The sequence below is a fragment of the Bythopirellula goksoeyrii genome (genome assembly GCF_008065115.1).
Taxonomy (GTDB): domain Bacteria; phylum Planctomycetota; class Planctomycetia; order Pirellulales; family Lacipirellulaceae; genus Bythopirellula; species Bythopirellula goksoeyrii.
Genome location: NZ_CP042913.1, coordinates 5,799,064 through 5,814,954, shown reverse-complemented (window position 1 = coordinate 5,814,954; position 15,891 = coordinate 5,799,064). Strand labels below are relative to the sequence as shown.

The window sequence follows — 15,891 nt, the reverse complement described above, 5'->3', positions numbered from 1 at the left end:
AGGGTAGAATGGAATAATGTATCACACACTGTTACTCTTGTTTCTCTGGACTCTTTCGGTATCGGTCGACAGAGCTTTTGCCCAGTCGCCCGCAGATTGGCCCGCACCCCGCCATGTCAATCCTGCCCGCGCCGACGCAGTAGGCATCCGGGAAATCCCCGGCAAGCATTTACGACTATGGACAGATGTGCCCTCCAACTCTGCTGTAGATGAGCTACCCCAAGTGTTTGATGCTGCAGTCGCGCAGTGGGCAAACTACTTTGGTGTAACTGAAAAGCAAGTCGCCGATTGGCAGGTGCAGGGGTTTTTGATTCGCGAACGGGCGAAATTTGACGCGCTCGGCTTGTTGCCTGATGGGCATCATGACTATCTCAATGGATATGCAGTTGGGAATGAACTCTGGCTCGACGACCAACAGAGCGACTACTACCGCCGGCACCTTCTGCTTCATGAGGGAACGCATAGTTTCATGCTGGCGTTTCTCGGCAGCGCCGGGCCGGGATGGTACATGGAGGGAACAGCAGAGCTATTGGGAACACATCGTTGGCAAGAGAATCTGTTGGAGCTAAATGTTTTCCCTGCCGACCGAGAGCAAATGCCCCGGTGGGGACGGATCAAACTTATCCGTGATGCGCATCAATCTGGAAAGGCCTTGTCGCTGGGTCAGGTGATGGCAATTGACAATCGACAATCGCTCTCCACCGATGCCTATGCCTGGTGTTGGGCGCTGAGCAAATTCCTGGATTCGCATCCGGAGTATAGCGAGAAGTTTCGCAAACTTCCGCGGCTAGTGAAACGATCGGATTTTAACTCTCGGTTTCGCAAACTCTTTCACAAAGAGTGGGCCGACTTGAATGTTGAATGGCCAGCATTTGTGGCGACGCTTGATTACGGGTACGACACCGACCGGATGGCGATGCAGCATGGAGAGGCAAAACCGCTTGAAGATTCTGCTACTATCACGGTTGCCGCGGACCGCGGTTGGCAGGCAACCCCCTGGCTGCTGCGGGGAGGAACTCAGTACCAGGTGTCCGCTGCGGGCCGATACCTGATTGCCAACGTCGGCCAGCCTTGGCCGTGTGAGCCGGGAGGCGTCACAATCCGTTATCACGACGGCCAGCCGCTGGGGATGTTGCTTGGCGCCTTGCGGCCGGTGAAATCCAGCCAAGATGAGCAGGCCGACTTCGCCCATCCACTGGCGATTGGACTGGGTACGACGATCAAACCTGCTTATGACGCGGTTCTCTACTTGCGTGTGAACGATTCTCCTGCGGAGCTGTCTGATAATGAAGGGGCGCTTAACGTGCGGATCGCACCCGTCAATTCATCGCTCCACGGCGATTGACACTTCTGGAGGGTGTCTCAACAATAGGAAAGACCGGCGACTTGTAATATCGCGGTTATCATCTCCCCTTTGACTTGCGCCTAGCGCCTAACGACTCGCTCCTACTAATGACTAACTTTCTTGCTGAGAATGATCCCGAGGTGTGGGCTGCCGTTTCTGACGAAATGACGCGTCAGGAAGATGGTTTGGAATTAATTGCCAGCGAGAATTACACAAGCCCAGCCGTGATGCAGGCCGCGGGGAGTGTGCTGACTAATAAATATGCCGAGGGGTATCCCGGCCGCCGCTACTACGGCGGCTGTGAGTATGTCGATGTGGCCGAGAATCTTGCCATTGACCGCGCCAAGGAACTTTTCGGAGCCGAGTATGCCAATGTGCAGCCACATTCGGGTTCGCAGGCTAACACGGCTATCTATCTGGCAGCCTTGGAACCCGGCGACACAGTGTTGGGCCTGGACTTGGCCCATGGCGGGCATCTCACGCATGGTATGAAGCTGAACATCTCAGGGATGCTCTACCACTTTGTCAGCTACGGCGTGCGGAAAGAAGATCACCGCATCGACTTCGACCAGGTAGCCCAACTTGCCAAAGAACATAAGCCTAAGCTAATCGTTGCCGGAGCGAGCGCTTATCCGCGTGAGATTCCCCACGACAAGTTCGCCGAGATCGCTGAAAGTTGTGGGGCGAAACTCATGGTCGACATGGCCCACTACGCGGGTTTGGTTGCTGCCGGCCTGCATAATAGCCCCGTTCCCCTGGCCGACTTTGTCACGACCACCACACACAAGACGTTGCGAGGCCCGCGCGGAGGATTATGCTTAGCCAAGGCCGAGTATAGCAAGACGATTAATAGCCGAGTGTTTCCCGGTATCCAGGGCGGGCCATTGATGCACGTGATCGCCGGCAAGGCAGTATGCTTCGGCGAGGCGCTCAAGGGAGACTTCAAAGTATACATGCAGCAGGTGGTCGACAACGCCAAGGCGCTGGCTGAAACGTTGGCCGCCGGTGGATTACGCTTGGTCAGCGGCGGCACGGACAATCACCTGATGCTCGTCGACGTGACTCCGATGGAGATTGGTGGCAAGCTCGCCGAGTCGGCGCTCGATGCCTGTGGCATCACGGTCAACAAGAATATGATTCCCTTCGACGAGCGCAAACCTATGGATCCCTCGGGGATTCGCCTTGGAACACCAGCACTTTCCTCGCGGGGAATGGGAGAAGAAGAAATGCGTTCGGTGGGACGTTGGATATTGGAGGCCTTGCGGGCCCCGGAAGATACGACCACCCACGAACGAATTCGTGGCGAAGTGCGCAACATGTGTGAGCAGTTCCCAGTTCCCGCTGCGGCGTTGTGTGAAGAACTAGTTGCTGGAACCACCTGACAGAATTGAAGGCGAATGCAATGAGTGATACCAAACACCGCGTACTAATTGCCGACGACAACGACGCCAATGTCGAGCTCTTGGAGGCGTACCTGGCGGGGTTGGACGTGGAGACGGCCATTGCTGTCGATGGGCAGGATACGCTCGACAAAGTCGCCTCTTTTGAGCCAGACCTGATTCTGCTTGATATCATGATGCCAAAACTCAGCGGCTTCGAAGTCTGCCAACGACTCAAAGCAGAGCCTGCGACCAGCGGTATTATGATCCTGATGGTCACGGCGCTAAACGAGTTGGGCGACATCGAACGAGCTGTCGAGGCGGGGACGGATGACTTTCTTTCCAAACCTGTCAATAAGCTGGAGCTCGTCAAGCGTGTCGAACTCATGCTCAAACATCGCAGCATGAGCGATGAGCTAGAGCGGTTGCGGCGTTACATCGAAGAAATGGAAGAGGCCCGCTAGCTTAATAGTCCCGAGTCAAGTGCTAAGTGTCGAGAGCCGGAGTTTGCTTCTTGCTCTCGATCCATGGCTATCGGCTCTCGACTTCATTTCAGCCATAGTTTGCGTCGTGCCAAATGGGTATGATGAGAGCAGACCAAACCGAGTGTTCTCCCTCTTTCTCCACCATCGGCCAGTATCATGCGAGATAGCAAGATATTTCGGAGCATCGTGCTTAGCGCCGGCCTAGTTGGGTTTCTTGAGCCGGCTGTGGCCATCGACAAGAATCTCGCGGTGCGCCCCGAAGCACAATCTGCAACTTCGACCAACGATGCCGATTTGCAGAAGATCAAAGAACTCATTGCCCAACTAGGGAGCGATGATTTTCTTACTCGCCGCGAAGCGGAGTCGCAGATTATCGCTATGGGGGCGATGGCGTTTGATCACTTGCAAGAGGCACAGAACAACGCTGATCTAGAGATTGCCACGCAGGCTGAGTACCTGCTGCACCGCATCACTGTGGACTATTGGATTCGCTCCGACGATCCTGAAGAAGTTCGCGAACTGATGAAATCCTATGCAAAAGTGTCGCTGGCCCAGCGGCGCGAGATCATTGGGCAACTGGGGGTTCTCAATGACGCCATGGGAGTGGGAGCTTTGAGTCGCATCTCGCATTTCGAGTTGTCTCCACGACTTGCCAAGTTCGGCGCATTGGCAGTTTTAGGGGCGAGGGAAAAGCACCTCAAGTTAGCCGAGACAGTTGCTCTGAGCATCCGCCAGGAGATAGGTGACAGCCCCAGGGATACTGCTCGGTGGCTGCGCACCTATGCTGATCAGTTGCAAGATACCGAGTCCATTTCTCCGGAGTGGCTATCGTTGATTGATGCCGAGGCTGCTCTGCTGAAAGACGAGCCAGAGGAAACGAGCCTGGACGTTGTCATTCAACTGATGCAATTTCACATTCAATTGTGTGCAGACGAGAAACATCCCGCAGAATTATTCGAGTCGTTGCGGCGCCGGATTGATCTCGTGGTTGACCAAGGAGGCACCCCCAGGGATATCTTAGCAAAGACTTTGCTCTGGACGATGAATGAACAAGAGTGGAAAGCCCTGGAATTGATGGAGGCCCACTATGGTGAGCAGCTCAAGCAAGATCGGTTGCTTCTGTATTTGGTAGCCATTGCACGTGCCGAGAGAGGACAAGACGTCGATGCGAAGAAAATTGCAGGGCGAGCCTTTGACCTAGTGAAATCTGACAACGCTGAGCGGGCGAATATCGCCGACATCATCGCCGAGTATGGCCATCACGATTGGGCGGAGAAGGAATGGCGATTCGTTATTGATCACTCTGAAGTAGCTAGCCAGGAATCAATGGACGCCCGCCGGTCGCTGGCCAGCTGGTGTCTGCACGACCGAGGCGAAGATCAGGAGGCCGCAGAACTGATGGCAGAAGTTTGCGATGCGGTCGATGCGGACCCTCAGCTCAAGCAGCGCGTCATGCACGACAACGAGTTGCGTTATTTGATGAGCGATCTGCGCAAGAGCCGAGAGTTTTTCACTGCTTGCGATCTGAACAAGAAAGGCGACCATGCCGCCGAACGAAAGCATCTCGATTTGGCCTATGCCTATCAGACCGACATGCAAGACCCCGATATCTTGATCGCCATGTATCGCTTGCCAAATCAGGACGAGGCCTACCGTGCCAAGGTAAAAGAGCGTATTCGTCAGGCAGCCAATGATGTCGATCAACTCATTGAGAAATACCCCGACGAAGCACTCTGGTACAACCATTGGGCTTGGCTGGTAAGCAACACCGAAGGGGACTTCTCTAAGGCAGTTCGCTATTCTCACCGGTCATTGGAGTTGTCGCCTGATAGTCCCAGCTATTTGGATACGTTGGGTCGCTGCTATTATGCCGCCGGTGATCTGGGTAGTGCGATCAAGTATCAGCGCCAGGCCGTTGAGAAGCACCCTCAGGTTCAGGTGATGCGGCGGCAACTGACAACGTTTGAAAAGGCACTCGCAGAAAGCAAATTACAAGACAAGGGGCAACCGTGATAAAATCTGTTCAGCTCGACTCGATCCAAATCAACTATACCGACGCTGGCAGCGGGCAACCCGTGGTCTTATTGCACGGTTTTCCGCTGGATCACTCGATGTGGACTCCGCAGATTGCCGAGTTAAGTAAAGAATGTCGCATCATTGCACCGGACTTACGTGGCTTCGGCCAATCCACTCTCACGCTTGAAGATGCTGAGAATGGAGTCGAAATGCACCAATATGCAGAGGATGTCGCCGCATTGCTGGATAAGATCGGTTTGAAAGAGCCAGTGATTCTCTGCGGATTTTCAATGGGAGGCTACGTTCTGTGGCAGTTCGCTCTCCGCTATCCCAAACGCGTCCGGGCAGTCGTACTTTGCGATACACGCGCGGTGGCTGATAGCAATGAAGCTCGCGAAGGCAGAATCAAAACGGCAGAAGCTGTAATGGAATCGGGCCTAAATTCACTTATCGAGTCAATGCTCCCTAAGTTGTTGAGCAAAGTAACGCTCACCCAACGTCCTGAAGTTGTTAGCCAAGTGACGCAGATGATGCGGTCTTGTGAACCGGCGGCAGTTGCCGCAGCCCTGCGGGGGATGGCCGCACGTGAGGATGTCACGGGCGAACTCGCCAAGATTACGCTACCTGCATTGATCATCGTCGGCTCAGAGGATGTGATTAGTCCTCCTGCCGAAATGCGAGGCATGGCCGAATTGCTTCCCCATGTGCAATTCGTGGAGATCCCCGAGTCTGGACACATGACTACGCTAGAGAACCCCGGTGCAGTTACCGAATCGCTGCAACGATTTGTAGCGGAAATCACTGGCGGATGAAATGAATCCTTAGCCGGAGGCACACCTGCCTCCGGGTAACCCGCTAAGCCGCCCGCCATGGCGCTCTCTGCGACATGTGATCCAGTTTACGGAAGTTGAAATTTCGACTGAATCCGGACCACTGCGGCATCGTCAGGAAACGTATGAAACGCCTGAACGCGGAAGAGTTTGTCGCGGGCCTCGACATTAACGTAGCTGAGCGCCCCGGCCTCAAATCGCCCGCTGGCCTCGAAGCGCTGGAGGATTCCTTGACGAGTGGATTGAAGGGACAACTCGTTTTGGTAGTGCCGCATTTTTTCGGCGTTGGTGGCCTCAAGCGAAAAAGCTAAATCGTAGCGTATACCGCCATTGCATTGCAGGTAATCTTCCCGGGATGCGCGGATGCGGTTCGACATCAACCTTCGCTTCTGCGGAAGTTCTGCATGGGCAGATGTCGTGACCTCCGTAAGCAAGAGATCGCCAATTTGCCAGGTGACCAAGTGGCCGGTGCTGGTGATTCTAACCGTTGCCTTGTATTGACCCCGCTCGTAACACTGCGTTTGATGGATGTCGAATAGTTCGGGATGCAGCGATCTGCCATAGAGTTGGCAAACGAGCTCAGCAACTTTTGGTCGAACGGATAACACGTTTATACTCACCTGGTAAAAGGATGAATGACTGTCGAATGATTCCTTGATTATAGTTGTCGACTGCAACCATCTCAAAGGGAAAAATTTAGTTGGCCAAGTTCCCCCGAATTCAGTATTGACAAACCTGGAGTGAGTAAGTCTCAGATTGAGTATCATCGAGTTTAATTTGCTAGCATTTGCAGATGTATTTCAAACTATGTCCACGATCGCTAAACAAGTGTACGACCGGGTCATTCAAGCATGGGGTCCCCAGCAATGGTGGCCCGCAGATTCGCCCTTTGAAGTAATGGTCGGGGCGGTACTTGTGCAAAACACAAACTGGAAGAATGTCGAACGGGCCATTGAGAATCTCAAGTCTGCCGCCGTCTTGGCGCCGCAGGAATTGCTGGCATTGGAGCTGGAAAAACTCCAAGAGTTAATACGCCCGGCAGGATACTTTCGGAACAAAGCCAAGCGGTTGAGAGCATTAGTACAGTTTTTCGTCGACGAATTCGGCGGAGAGATTGTCGCGATGCAGGAGGTTCCTCTGCGTCAATTGCGAGAGCGGTTGCTTTCTGTGCATGGCATCGGCCCCGAGACGGCCGACTCAATCTTGCTCTATGCCGTCGGCCAACCTGCGCTGGTAGTCGATGCTTATACACTTCGGATATTCGCCCGCCATGGTTGGGTTCCCTATGGCACATCTTATGATGCACTTCAGCAGCATCTGGCAGAAGAATTGCCTGTAGATACAGCTATCTACAACGAGTTTCATGCTCTGATGGTACAGCTTGGGAAAGCACATTGCCGCAAAGCGCCGTTGTGCGATGAATGTCCTTTGCAGCAGCTTCTGCCAGCGAATGGCGTTGTCGAGCAATCTCGATGCTAGCACATTATTTTTCCTTTTTTTCCAGGAGTGGGGTAATAGTCAAGACTGATATAGCCGAGCCAACTCAGTTTGCCTATCATTCTCGCGCCTTCTGGGTCTTGTCGAGTGTGAGAGCTAGTTCCTTACATCGAGCCGTGATCCAGATGATCGTTTGCCATCCCAACCGCTTGTTATGGAGAACAAGCCGTGAATTCGCTTCGCCCACTTATTACTGTTGGTTTTTTGGCCATCGTTGGTCTCTTTCTGTACATGAAGATCAATGAAACCGAACCTGTTATCCCCGAGGCTGCCCTAGAGTGGAATCTCTCTGACGATGTTGAAGTAGGTGGCATGGATGGCGGCGGTTTGGCACAATTCGAACCGCAAATCGTAGATCAGTCTGCAGCTGCGCCTGTACCGACTACGACTGCGCCAGCTTATGGTGCTTCCCCCAGCTTCGAATCAGCTCCTCCTTTCAACGCGAGTACTCAGAGTGAACCTCCGCCAGCCTTTGATCCGAATGCAGCTCTCCCAGAGTTTGATGAGCCTGCCGCCAATCAAGAAGTGAAATCCGCACAAGCCGAGCCACAGACAGAGACCGACACCAACGCCACCGCGACGCCCCCCTTGCCGCCACTTCCGGCACTGCCATCTGCTGAGAATCGCTATGATACGGTCGAGACGAATACACAACCTTCTCAAACACAAGCTTCTGCCTCTCAATCCGCAGCGCAGGCACCGTCTGAGAAACTAAGTTCAGCACCAGCAGAGACCGTCGATTCGAAGGTTGCTCCAGACTTTGCGACACAGTCTCCCGTTACTCCCACCGAATCATTTCCTGCGACAGGAGCAGCAGCAGAAAATCAAGCGTCTCTTTTTTCGACTGCGCGGTTGAACGTTCAAGCGGCCCTCGACCGGGGCGAACTCTCGCAGGCATTGTTGCTGCTTTCGGATTGGTATGGCGACCCCTCCCTTTCGGAGAGTGAAGCGGCTGAGGTACAGGAACTTCTGAGCCAACTTGCCGGGAGTGTGATCTACTCGACCGAACATCGTCTCGAGTCTCCCTATCTCGTACAGGCAGGTGAGCAGCTGGAAGACATCGCCCAAAAGTTCAATGTCCCTTGGCAACTGTTGGCGAAAATCAACGGCATCGCCGATCCAGAGAAATTGCAACCCGGACAGCAACTAAAGGTAATCCGCGGTCCCTTCACGGCAAAGATCGATCTAAGCAGCCAAACGCTGGTCTTGATGTTGGATCGCCGTTACGCGGGAAAGTTCCCGCTGGATTTCGCCCCGTCGACTTCTGTTGAAGCCGGTTACTGGGTGGTAGATCAAAAGTTGCTCACACCGGGCGATGTCGGTATCACCGGCGCGGCGAGCAGCACTGCGACGGAAGATAAGAGTATTTTGCTCAAGAGCTCGGAGCCCGGTGTCAATCAGGTGGCTATCCTCCGTGGAACCACTCCGGCAGCTGGTTCTGCGGATACCGCTGGTCGCGTCATTCAGCTCAAGAATGCCGATGTCCATGATGTGTACGACATTCTCTCACTCGGCTCGCAAGTGATTATCCGTCGTTAGGAAGCACTAGATTTTTTGCAATAGCCTGAAGCGGAAGCGAGGGAACCACTTCAGGCATTTTCCTCGCCCGAGCTTCGGGTTACTATGCGGTTTGTCGCCTGTAGTACTCCCTTCTGGACAAGCCCATGTACGACCGCCAAGCACTCCACGATCTTATTCGCCAGCAAGCCCTCAAGTTTGGCGACTTTACGCTCGCCTCGGGAAAAAAAGCTACCTACTATCTCGACTGCCGACAAGTGACACTCGATTCGCAAGGGGTCAAGCTCATTGGTGCGGGGATGCTCGAACTGCTTCAAGCAGATCTGCCGCAGCTCGTGGGAGGCATGGCCATTGGCGCCGATCCTATCACGGCTGCGATTCTTACCCTGGCCGGTACTCGAGATATCCCGTTGCGCGGCGTGATGGTCCGCAAGGAACCCAAAGGCCATGGCCTCGGCAAGCACGTCGAAGGACCCTATGAGTCAGGCGAACAACTCGTAATCGTCGAGGATGTTGTCACCACGGGTGGCTCGTCACTGAAGGCTATCGAACATTGTGAAGCAGTCGGTCTGAAGGTCGAACGGGTGCTCGCCATCATCGACCGCTTAGAAGGAGGCCGCGAAGCGTTCGCCGAGCGTGGCTACGAACTGACGACGTTGTTTACTGTTAAAGACTTTGGAATCAACTGACTGCGGAAATGGGAATTCGGATTGCAGAATGAGATTTCACTCCGCACTCCGCATTCCCGATTCATTCCATGGAAACATCTCTTCATCGCCAATTGAAGGAATACTATGCGGGGGATACCAGCCTGCAGGAGGTAGCTTGCGCGGGGTATCGAATCGATGCGATTTGTCGGGGCCGGTTGATTGAAATCCAGCATGGTTCGTTGGCCGCAATTCGAGACAAGATCGCAGCGCTCTTGGTCGAGCATCGGGTGACGGTTGTGAAACCGATCATCGCTACCAAAAAGCTCGTAAGTCTGGCAAAGAAGAACGGCCCCGAGGTGAGTCGCCGTCTTAGTCCCAAACGCGGCAAACTCTTGGATCTTTTCGAAGAGTTGGTCTATTTCACACGCGTGTTTCCTCACAAGCGACTCACGTTAGAAGTCGCCTTGGTCGAAATCGAGGAGTACCGCTACCCCGGCCATGGTCGTCGGCGTCGCCGACGTGAGAAGGACTTTCAGATCGCCGATCAGCTGCTCGTTGGAATCGTCGAAACAAGAAAATTTCGCTCACTTGCTGACCTCCGCCGCATGTTGCCCAGAAGCTTGCCAACGACTTTTCATACGGGGCACTTAGCTAAGGAGATGCAGATCTCCCGAGCTGACGCCCAGCGGATCGCTTACTGCCTGCGCGAAACCGGCGGCATCCGCATGGTTGGCAAAGAGGGGAACGCTATTCTTTACCGCCACGCTCGACGTGCGGCCTGAAGCTTGAAGCAAGGGGCATCTAGTGTCCTATCGGCCTGGATAGAGCAACTCGGAGAGGTTAGAATTGAGAAATCAGGAGCTTCTACTATGTCACATGATCCTATCGATGAAATCATCAAACGTTTCGATCAACTTACCGATGAACAGCGTGGTGAGCTGATCAGTGAATTGGAGCATCGCCAAGTTGTCCATTCGAATGGTAATGCCAAAACGCAGTCGATTCTTGAGGCATTGCAGAGACGTGGTCTAATTGGTTCTATTTCAGGTGAGCCTGCCGATTGGAGTACAAATCCTGATTATCTAGACGGTTTCGGAAAGAATTCCGATGCTCAATGAACCCGTGCTCATCGATACAGGTCCGTTGATTTCAATCTATAGCTCGGATGATTTACATCACAGTGCGTGTATCGATCAGCTGGGAAAGCTTCCGGTTGGAAAGACATATACATGTTGGCCTGTTGTGACAGAAGCGGCTTACATGTTGCGTCATCATCCTGCTCAAAGAGACGACCTTCTGCAATCAATTATTGATGGAGACCTGTTGCTCCTTTCGCTTCGTGATGGTGATCTAAAGGAGGTGCGTGATATCTTTCAAACCTATCGGGATCAGCAGCTTGATTTAGCTGATGCCGCACTCTTGCACTTAGCAAATCGTGAAGGAATCAGTGCAGTTTTCACCCTTGATCGGAGGCACTTTTCGGTTTTCCGTAGGCAATCTGGGCAACCGCTCCATCTGTTGCCTGATTCTCTGTGACCTCCCCGGCTGATTTTACTAGTAGGATGGAGGCGCTGTGGGAAAGATGCGAATCTGCTAAGATTCATCTTTCCCCGAATAGACATTGAGCGGCCCCGGGTTGAATCCGTCGGCCGATCCCTATAAGGCTGCCTTGATGAGCGAACCCGTTGCCCGGCTCCGAAAAACACCCCTGAGCAAACTCATGGGAGTGCAGATCGTGGGGACCGGGAGTTTTGTTCCTGATAATGTTGTCACCAACGAAGACTTGATCTCGTTGGGTTGCGATGCCGAGTGGATTATCCAGCGGACTGGTATCCGCGAACGGCGGCATGTGCCAAAAGGGATGTCTACCAGTCACATGGCCACCGAGGCCGCCAAAAGATGTCTCGAATCGGCCAACTTGAATGCAGCCGATGTTGATCTTCTGCTGTTGGCGACCTTTACTCCTGATCGCTTGTTTCCGGCAACTGCGCCGATGGTGCAAGACGCTTTAGGTTTGAATTGCGGGGCGATGGATCTGGCAGCGGCCTGCACGGGCTTTGTTTATGCATTAGCGACAGGGATGCAATTCATCGCTACGGGTTCGTGCCAGCGGGTGCTTGTGATTGGAGCCGATGCCAACTCGCGCGTGCTTGATCCGACAGATAAGAAAACCTACCCGCTCTTTGGCGACGGTGCCGGTGCGGTGTTATTGGGGCCCGGTTCTCCAGAACAGGGGGCACTCTGCTACACGCTGGGTTCGGATGGATCGGGCGCCGATCTCTTGTGTCGTAATTCAGGAGGCGCTACCAAGCCTTTCGACCCGGCGCACATCAGTGACCGGGATTGGTTTGTCACAATGGATGGTCGCCCTATCTTCAAGTGGGCCGTGCGACTGGTCGACGAAAGCTCGCGGCAGATCGTCGATGCGGCAGGACTCCAACTGAGCGATATTGATTGGTGGCTCTTTCACCAAGCCAATGTTCGCATCCTTGATGCGGCTGCCGAAGCCCTAGAAATTGACCGAGAGCGAGTCGTCATGCATCTCGATCGCTACGGCAATACGTCGGCGGGAAGCATTCCCATCGCTCTCGATGAGACCTACCGCGCGGGCAGCATCCATCGCGGCCAGAATCTCCTCATGTGCGGCTTCGGCGGCGGCCTCACCTGGGGCACCATGGCCCTGCGCTGGTAATTCAAGGTGTTTTTAACGCAGAGATCGCTGAGGCGCAGAGTTCTTAAAGCAGAGAGGAAGAAGAGGTGCATGAGAACGATATTTCGAGCAAGATAATTGGTTGCGCTATCGAGGTCCATCGTCAACTAGGACCTGGTTTGTTGGAATCTGTCTATGAAGAGGCTATATGTTTCGAACTTGCTCGAGCGGGTCTCCGATTCAGGCGACAAATTCAGGTACCAATAAAGTACAAGGCTGTCTTACTCGAATCACCATTGCGGCTTGACGTGATCGTTGAGGGGAAAGTGATAGTGGACAACAAATCAAAATCAGAAATTCATCCGATCGACAAACAAAAACTGCTAACGTATCTTCGCCTGATGGATGTACACCTTGGAATCATCATCAATTTCAATGTCCCCAAATTGGTTGATGGCGTGAGTCGAGTCGTCAACAAACTTAGCGAAGAAGCTACTTGATCTTTCTTCCCTCTGCGCCTCCGCGAACTCTGCGTTTTCAAAAATGGAGTAGAATATGCCTACAACTAAGAAAAAACCCAAGACTTCCACCCTCCCGCCGCGCAGCAGAGTCAAGTCTGCTGACACTTGGGACCTCACATCGCTCTACCCAAACGACTCAGCCTGGGAAAAGGACTTTCTTGCCTGGGAAAAGCAGATCAAACGCTATGCCGCTTTTGAAGGGACTCTGGGCAAAAGTGCCGATCAACTTGCCAAGTGTTTGGACTTCGACAACAAGTTCGATCGTCGAGCTGAGCGGATCGGCAGCTATGCTTTTCTTAAAACCACAGAGGACACGGCCAACAGCGATTATCAACGGATGATCGGTCGCTACCAACATGCTGCGAGCGAAGCCGGACAGGCGGCCAGCTTTATTCGCCCGGAGATCATGGCGATTCCTGCCAAGAAACTATCCAAGTTCCTCCAGGAAAAATCGCTCGCGCCCTATCGGTTGCTGCTTGAGAAAATCGTCCGTTACCGACCTCACACACTCTCCAACTCCGAGGAGAAACTTCTGGCCATGCAGAGCCAGATGTCAGACACGGCCAATCACGCCTTCCGTCAATTGACCGATGCCGACTTCAAGTTCGGCATGATCGAAAACGATAAAGGAGAGACGATCGAGTTGTCGCAATCTTCGTTTTCGGCACTCCTACACTCGCCGAAGCGCACCGTTCGCTCGACGGCGTTTCACCAATTCTACGAGGTGTTTGCTAACCACGAGAACGTCTTGGCTGCTACCTTGAGTGGCTCCGTCGAACGCGATGTCTATTACGCCAAGGCCCGTGGATACAAGAGTGCCATCGAGTCGGCCTTGTTTCATGACAAAGTCCCAATGAGCGTTTACGACAATCTCATCGCTGCAGTTCGAAGCAAGCTGCCTGCTCTGTATCGCTATTACGATCTCCGCCGTCGCAAGATGAAGCTCAAGGATATTCATCACTACGACACCTATGTGCCAATTCTTAGCGATCTCGACCAGAAGCGTACCTGGAAGCAAGCTGTCAAGACAGTGGTTGATTCACTTGAACCTTTGGGCAGCGATTATGTCTGCACCCTTGATCGTGGATTGACAACCGATCGCTGGTGCGATCGCTACCCAAATCGCGGCAAACAGAGCGGGGCATTCAGTTGCGGCACCTTCGACGGTTCGCCCTACATCATGATGAACTACCAACCCGCTGTGCTGGACCATGTGTTCACACTGACGCATGAGGCAGGGCATTCGATGCACAGCTACTACTCTTCCAAGCATCAGCCGTTTCAATATTACGACTACACAATATTCGTCGCTGAGGTGGCCAGCACATTCAACGAGCAACTCCTGAGTCGCCACCTGATGGACCAAGCTGGCAGCACCGAAGAACGAGCCTACCTCATCAATCGCGACATCGACGCCATCCGCGGCACGATCATTCGCCAGACAATGTTCGCCGAGTTCGAGAAGATCATCCACGCCTTGGCCGAAAGTGGCGAACCGCTCACGATCGATTGCCTCAAGAGCGAGTACACCAAATTGCTGGAGGTGTACTTCGGTCCCGACTTTGTAATCGACCCCCAACTGCAACTCGAATGTCTACGGATCCCACACTTCTACCGAGCGTTCTATGTCTACAAATACGCAACCGGTCTCTCAGCCGCCATCGCCCTGAGCGAACGGGTCCTCAAAGGAGGCTCCCAGGAACTGGATGACTACCTATCCTTCCTCAAAGGGGGCCGCTCCAAGTTCCCCCTCGACCTCTTGCGCGACGCCGGCGTCGATATGGAAAAGCCCGCTCCGGTTAATACTGCTCTGAAGCGTTTCGAATCGCTCGTGGATGAGTTGGATACGATTCTTTAGGCAAGCGCAGCGAGCCGGAACGTTCCCAATTGGGCAATGCTGCTCACGTCCTTTAAACCTTTCCAAGTTTCGGTGGTCCGGCAAGCCAACAGGTGTTCGTCGATGATGCAAACCTCAACGTCCATGGCTTGCCAGAGCCAGCAGAAAATGCCCCAGCAAGACATGCTTTAATGGGGCATTATTGCTAAAAGCAACCTACAAGCGATAAGGTGCTCATCGGTGCCGTAGAATATTCGCTCGACAAGAGGAGGCGCTAAGGAGCATAATTCCTATCGTGACGGTTGCGGCGCAAGGCTCCGGAACATTTTCGGCACGGAGCGTAGCATCGGCGGCGGCGGTGAGGAAGGTACCGTCGGCAACGGTCAGATTTAGCGATTCCAGCAAATTGCGATCCGTCAGATCGAGGTCGCTAGTATTGTAGTCGCCGTAAATCGTGCCGTAGATCACAAGTGCAGCGAGCAAGGTTCCTCGATTTTGAGCATGCCACAAATCGCCCGAGTGCAGATTGTCGAAGTTGGTTTCTTGCCAGGCATCTCCGACCGGGGCCAGTAGAGTAACATCATCGCCGGCCGCGTCGTCGAGCGCCTCGTGCAGCATGTCGTACCCGGCGCGGATTTCCTCCTGCATCTCGTCAGGACCGGTAAAGAGGGGGGTGGCGCCGGTGAAAAATGCGTGGCCAGTGCCGCGAGCCCACGTCTCATAAAGGACAGGCCGAACATCGGGGCTGTGCTGTTTGGCGATATTGTGGAGCTGCACTGCAGTCGTTTTCGACTCTTCGATGCTCGCCGGGAACAATGGCTGACCATCGTACGCCCTCGTGAGCTTCGTCGAGTGCTCCTGCATGACGATGAAGTCCCAGTTATTCCCCGGAGCTATCGATGTGGTGATCCGGTTCGTGTTGTTCCCTACATGCCACTCTAAATCTTGTCCGGAGACCGCCGCACTGATCGTGAAGGGACGATCGTGCCCAGCGATGGTGGCAAGGTCGCGGACGATAGCGTCCACCGACCGAGAGCTGCCAGCCCCAAAGGTAAAACTGTTGCCGTAAAAAATGATGTTGAGTGGCTGAGCTTTTGCCGACCCCGCCATGAGGACGAGCACGACGAGCGCACCCCGACATATGTTAAGATTCATTGAACCGC

At 53.8% G+C, this 15,891-nt stretch carries 16 protein-coding genes; 14 read left to right on the top strand and 2 right to left on the bottom strand.

Translation table 11 applies throughout. The features are described from left to right. Positions 1–16 precede the first annotated feature (16 nt). From Pr1d_RS22940 to Pr1d_RS22920, 5 genes are all read left to right on the top strand, one after another. Positions 17–1,345 (top strand): hypothetical protein, encoded by a 1,329-nt coding sequence (locus Pr1d_RS22940; protein WP_148075715.1) that lies wholly within the window; start codon positions 17–19, stop codon positions 1,343–1,345. A gap of 107 nt (positions 1,346–1,452) precedes the next feature. Beyond that, a complete protein-coding gene (locus tag Pr1d_RS22935; RefSeq protein ID WP_148075714.1) occupies positions 1,453–2,727 on the top strand; it encodes a serine hydroxymethyltransferase in 1,275 nt (424 codons plus the stop codon). Between the two features lie 20 nt (positions 2,728–2,747). Further along, complete coding sequence (locus tag Pr1d_RS22930; RefSeq protein ID WP_148075713.1) at positions 2,748–3,188, top strand: response regulator; 441 nt, start codon at positions 2,748–2,750, stop codon at positions 3,186–3,188. A 177-nt stretch (positions 3,189–3,365) separates the two neighbouring features. After that, positions 3,366–5,222 carry a tetratricopeptide repeat protein gene (locus tag Pr1d_RS22925; RefSeq protein ID WP_168205440.1) on the top strand — a complete coding sequence of 619 codons (1,857 nt, stop codon included), beginning with the start codon at positions 3,366–3,368 and terminating at the stop codon, positions 5,220–5,222. Further along, positions 5,219–6,037, top strand: coding sequence for an alpha/beta fold hydrolase (locus Pr1d_RS22920; protein WP_168205439.1), 819 nt, complete (start codon positions 5,219–5,221; stop codon positions 6,035–6,037). Before Pr1d_RS22925 ends, Pr1d_RS22920 begins: the two co-directional genes overlap by 4 nt. Before the next feature lie 86 nt (positions 6,038–6,123). On the opposite strand, the gene Pr1d_RS22915 is transcribed toward Pr1d_RS22920, so the two are convergent. Continuing rightward, positions 6,124–6,663: a DUF2617 family protein gene (locus Pr1d_RS22915; protein ID WP_148075710.1), complete on the bottom strand. Its 540-nt coding sequence runs from the start codon at positions 6,661–6,663 to the stop codon at positions 6,124–6,126. Positions 6,664–6,862: 199 nt separating this feature from the next. Between Pr1d_RS22915 and Pr1d_RS22910 the strand changes: the two genes are divergently transcribed. The 9 genes from Pr1d_RS22910 to pepF all read left to right on the top strand — a co-directional run bounded on the left by Pr1d_RS22910 (position 6,863) and on the right by pepF (position 14,749). Next, entirely contained in the window at positions 6,863–7,534 is a 672-nt protein-coding gene (locus Pr1d_RS22910) for an endonuclease III domain-containing protein (RefSeq protein WP_148075709.1), read from the top strand. A gap of 186 nt (positions 7,535–7,720) precedes the next feature. Continuing rightward, a complete protein-coding gene (locus Pr1d_RS22905) occupies positions 7,721–9,091 on the top strand; it encodes a LysM peptidoglycan-binding domain-containing protein (protein WP_148075708.1) in 1,371 nt (456 codons plus the stop codon). 125 nt (positions 9,092–9,216) lie between these two features. Beyond that, entirely contained in the window at positions 9,217–9,759 is a 543-nt protein-coding gene (gene pyrE, locus Pr1d_RS22900) for an orotate phosphoribosyltransferase (RefSeq protein WP_148075707.1), read from the top strand. Between the two features lie 68 nt (positions 9,760–9,827). Next, a complete protein-coding gene (locus Pr1d_RS22895; RefSeq protein WP_148075706.1) occupies positions 9,828–10,502 on the top strand; it encodes a hypothetical protein in 675 nt (224 codons plus the stop codon). An 87-nt stretch (positions 10,503–10,589) separates the two neighbouring features. Next, positions 10,590–10,838, top strand: a complete 249-nt coding sequence (locus tag Pr1d_RS22890) for an anti-sigma-F factor Fin family protein (RefSeq protein WP_148075705.1) — start codon at positions 10,590–10,592, stop codon at positions 10,836–10,838. Beyond that, the gene (locus Pr1d_RS22885; protein WP_148075704.1) at positions 10,828–11,256 is read left to right on the top strand and encodes a PIN domain-containing protein; all 429 of its coding nucleotides are present in this window, start codon (positions 10,828–10,830) and stop codon (positions 11,254–11,256) included. Before Pr1d_RS22890 ends, Pr1d_RS22885 begins: the two co-directional genes overlap by 11 nt. 136 nt (positions 11,257–11,392) lie before the next feature. Further along, positions 11,393–12,412, top strand: coding sequence for a beta-ketoacyl-ACP synthase III (locus tag Pr1d_RS22880; RefSeq protein ID WP_238476570.1), 1,020 nt, complete (start codon positions 11,393–11,395; stop codon positions 12,410–12,412). Positions 12,413–12,477: 65 nt separating this feature from the next. Then, the gene (locus Pr1d_RS22875; RefSeq protein ID WP_148075703.1) at positions 12,478–12,870 is read left to right on the top strand and encodes a GxxExxY protein; all 393 of its coding nucleotides are present in this window, start codon (positions 12,478–12,480) and stop codon (positions 12,868–12,870) included. Between the two features lie 55 nt (positions 12,871–12,925). After that, positions 12,926–14,749 carry an oligoendopeptidase F gene (gene pepF, locus Pr1d_RS22870; protein WP_148075702.1) on the top strand — a complete coding sequence of 608 codons (1,824 nt, stop codon included), beginning with the start codon at positions 12,926–12,928 and terminating at the stop codon, positions 14,747–14,749. A 213-nt stretch (positions 14,750–14,962) separates the two neighbouring features. Here pepF and Pr1d_RS22865 read toward each other — a convergent pair whose 3' ends face one another. Next, positions 14,963–15,883, bottom strand: coding sequence for a hypothetical protein (locus tag Pr1d_RS22865; RefSeq protein ID WP_148075701.1), 921 nt, complete (start codon positions 15,881–15,883; stop codon positions 14,963–14,965). Between the last annotated feature and the right edge of the window lie 8 nt (positions 15,884–15,891).

Coding starts and splice junctions, on each gene's coding strand:
- Pr1d_RS22940 (WP_148075715.1), top strand. CDS start 17: ATGTATCACACACTGTTACTCTTGTTTCTCTGGACTCTTTCGGTATCG.
- Pr1d_RS22935 (WP_148075714.1), top strand. CDS start 1,453: ATGACTAACTTTCTTGCTGAGAATGATCCCGAGGTGTGGGCTGCCGTT.
- Pr1d_RS22930 (WP_148075713.1), top strand. CDS start 2,748: ATGAGTGATACCAAACACCGCGTACTAATTGCCGACGACAACGACGCC.
- Pr1d_RS22925 (WP_168205440.1), top strand. CDS start 3,366: ATGCGAGATAGCAAGATATTTCGGAGCATCGTGCTTAGCGCCGGCCTA.
- Pr1d_RS22910 (WP_148075709.1), top strand. CDS start 6,863: ATGTCCACGATCGCTAAACAAGTGTACGACCGGGTCATTCAAGCATGG.
- pyrE (WP_148075707.1), top strand. CDS start 9,217: ATGTACGACCGCCAAGCACTCCACGATCTTATTCGCCAGCAAGCCCTC.
- Pr1d_RS22895 (WP_148075706.1), top strand. CDS start 9,828: ATGGAAACATCTCTTCATCGCCAATTGAAGGAATACTATGCGGGGGAT.
- Pr1d_RS22890 (WP_148075705.1), top strand. CDS start 10,590: ATGTCACATGATCCTATCGATGAAATCATCAAACGTTTCGATCAACTT.
- Pr1d_RS22885 (WP_148075704.1), top strand. CDS start 10,828: ATGCTCAATGAACCCGTGCTCATCGATACAGGTCCGTTGATTTCAATC.
- Pr1d_RS22880 (WP_238476570.1), top strand. CDS start 11,393: ATGAGCGAACCCGTTGCCCGGCTCCGAAAAACACCCCTGAGCAAACTC.
- pepF (WP_148075702.1), top strand. CDS start 12,926: ATGCCTACAACTAAGAAAAAACCCAAGACTTCCACCCTCCCGCCGCGC.
- Pr1d_RS22865 (WP_148075701.1), bottom strand. CDS start 15,883: ATGAATCTTAACATATGTCGGGGTGCGCTCGTCGTGCTCGTCCTCATG.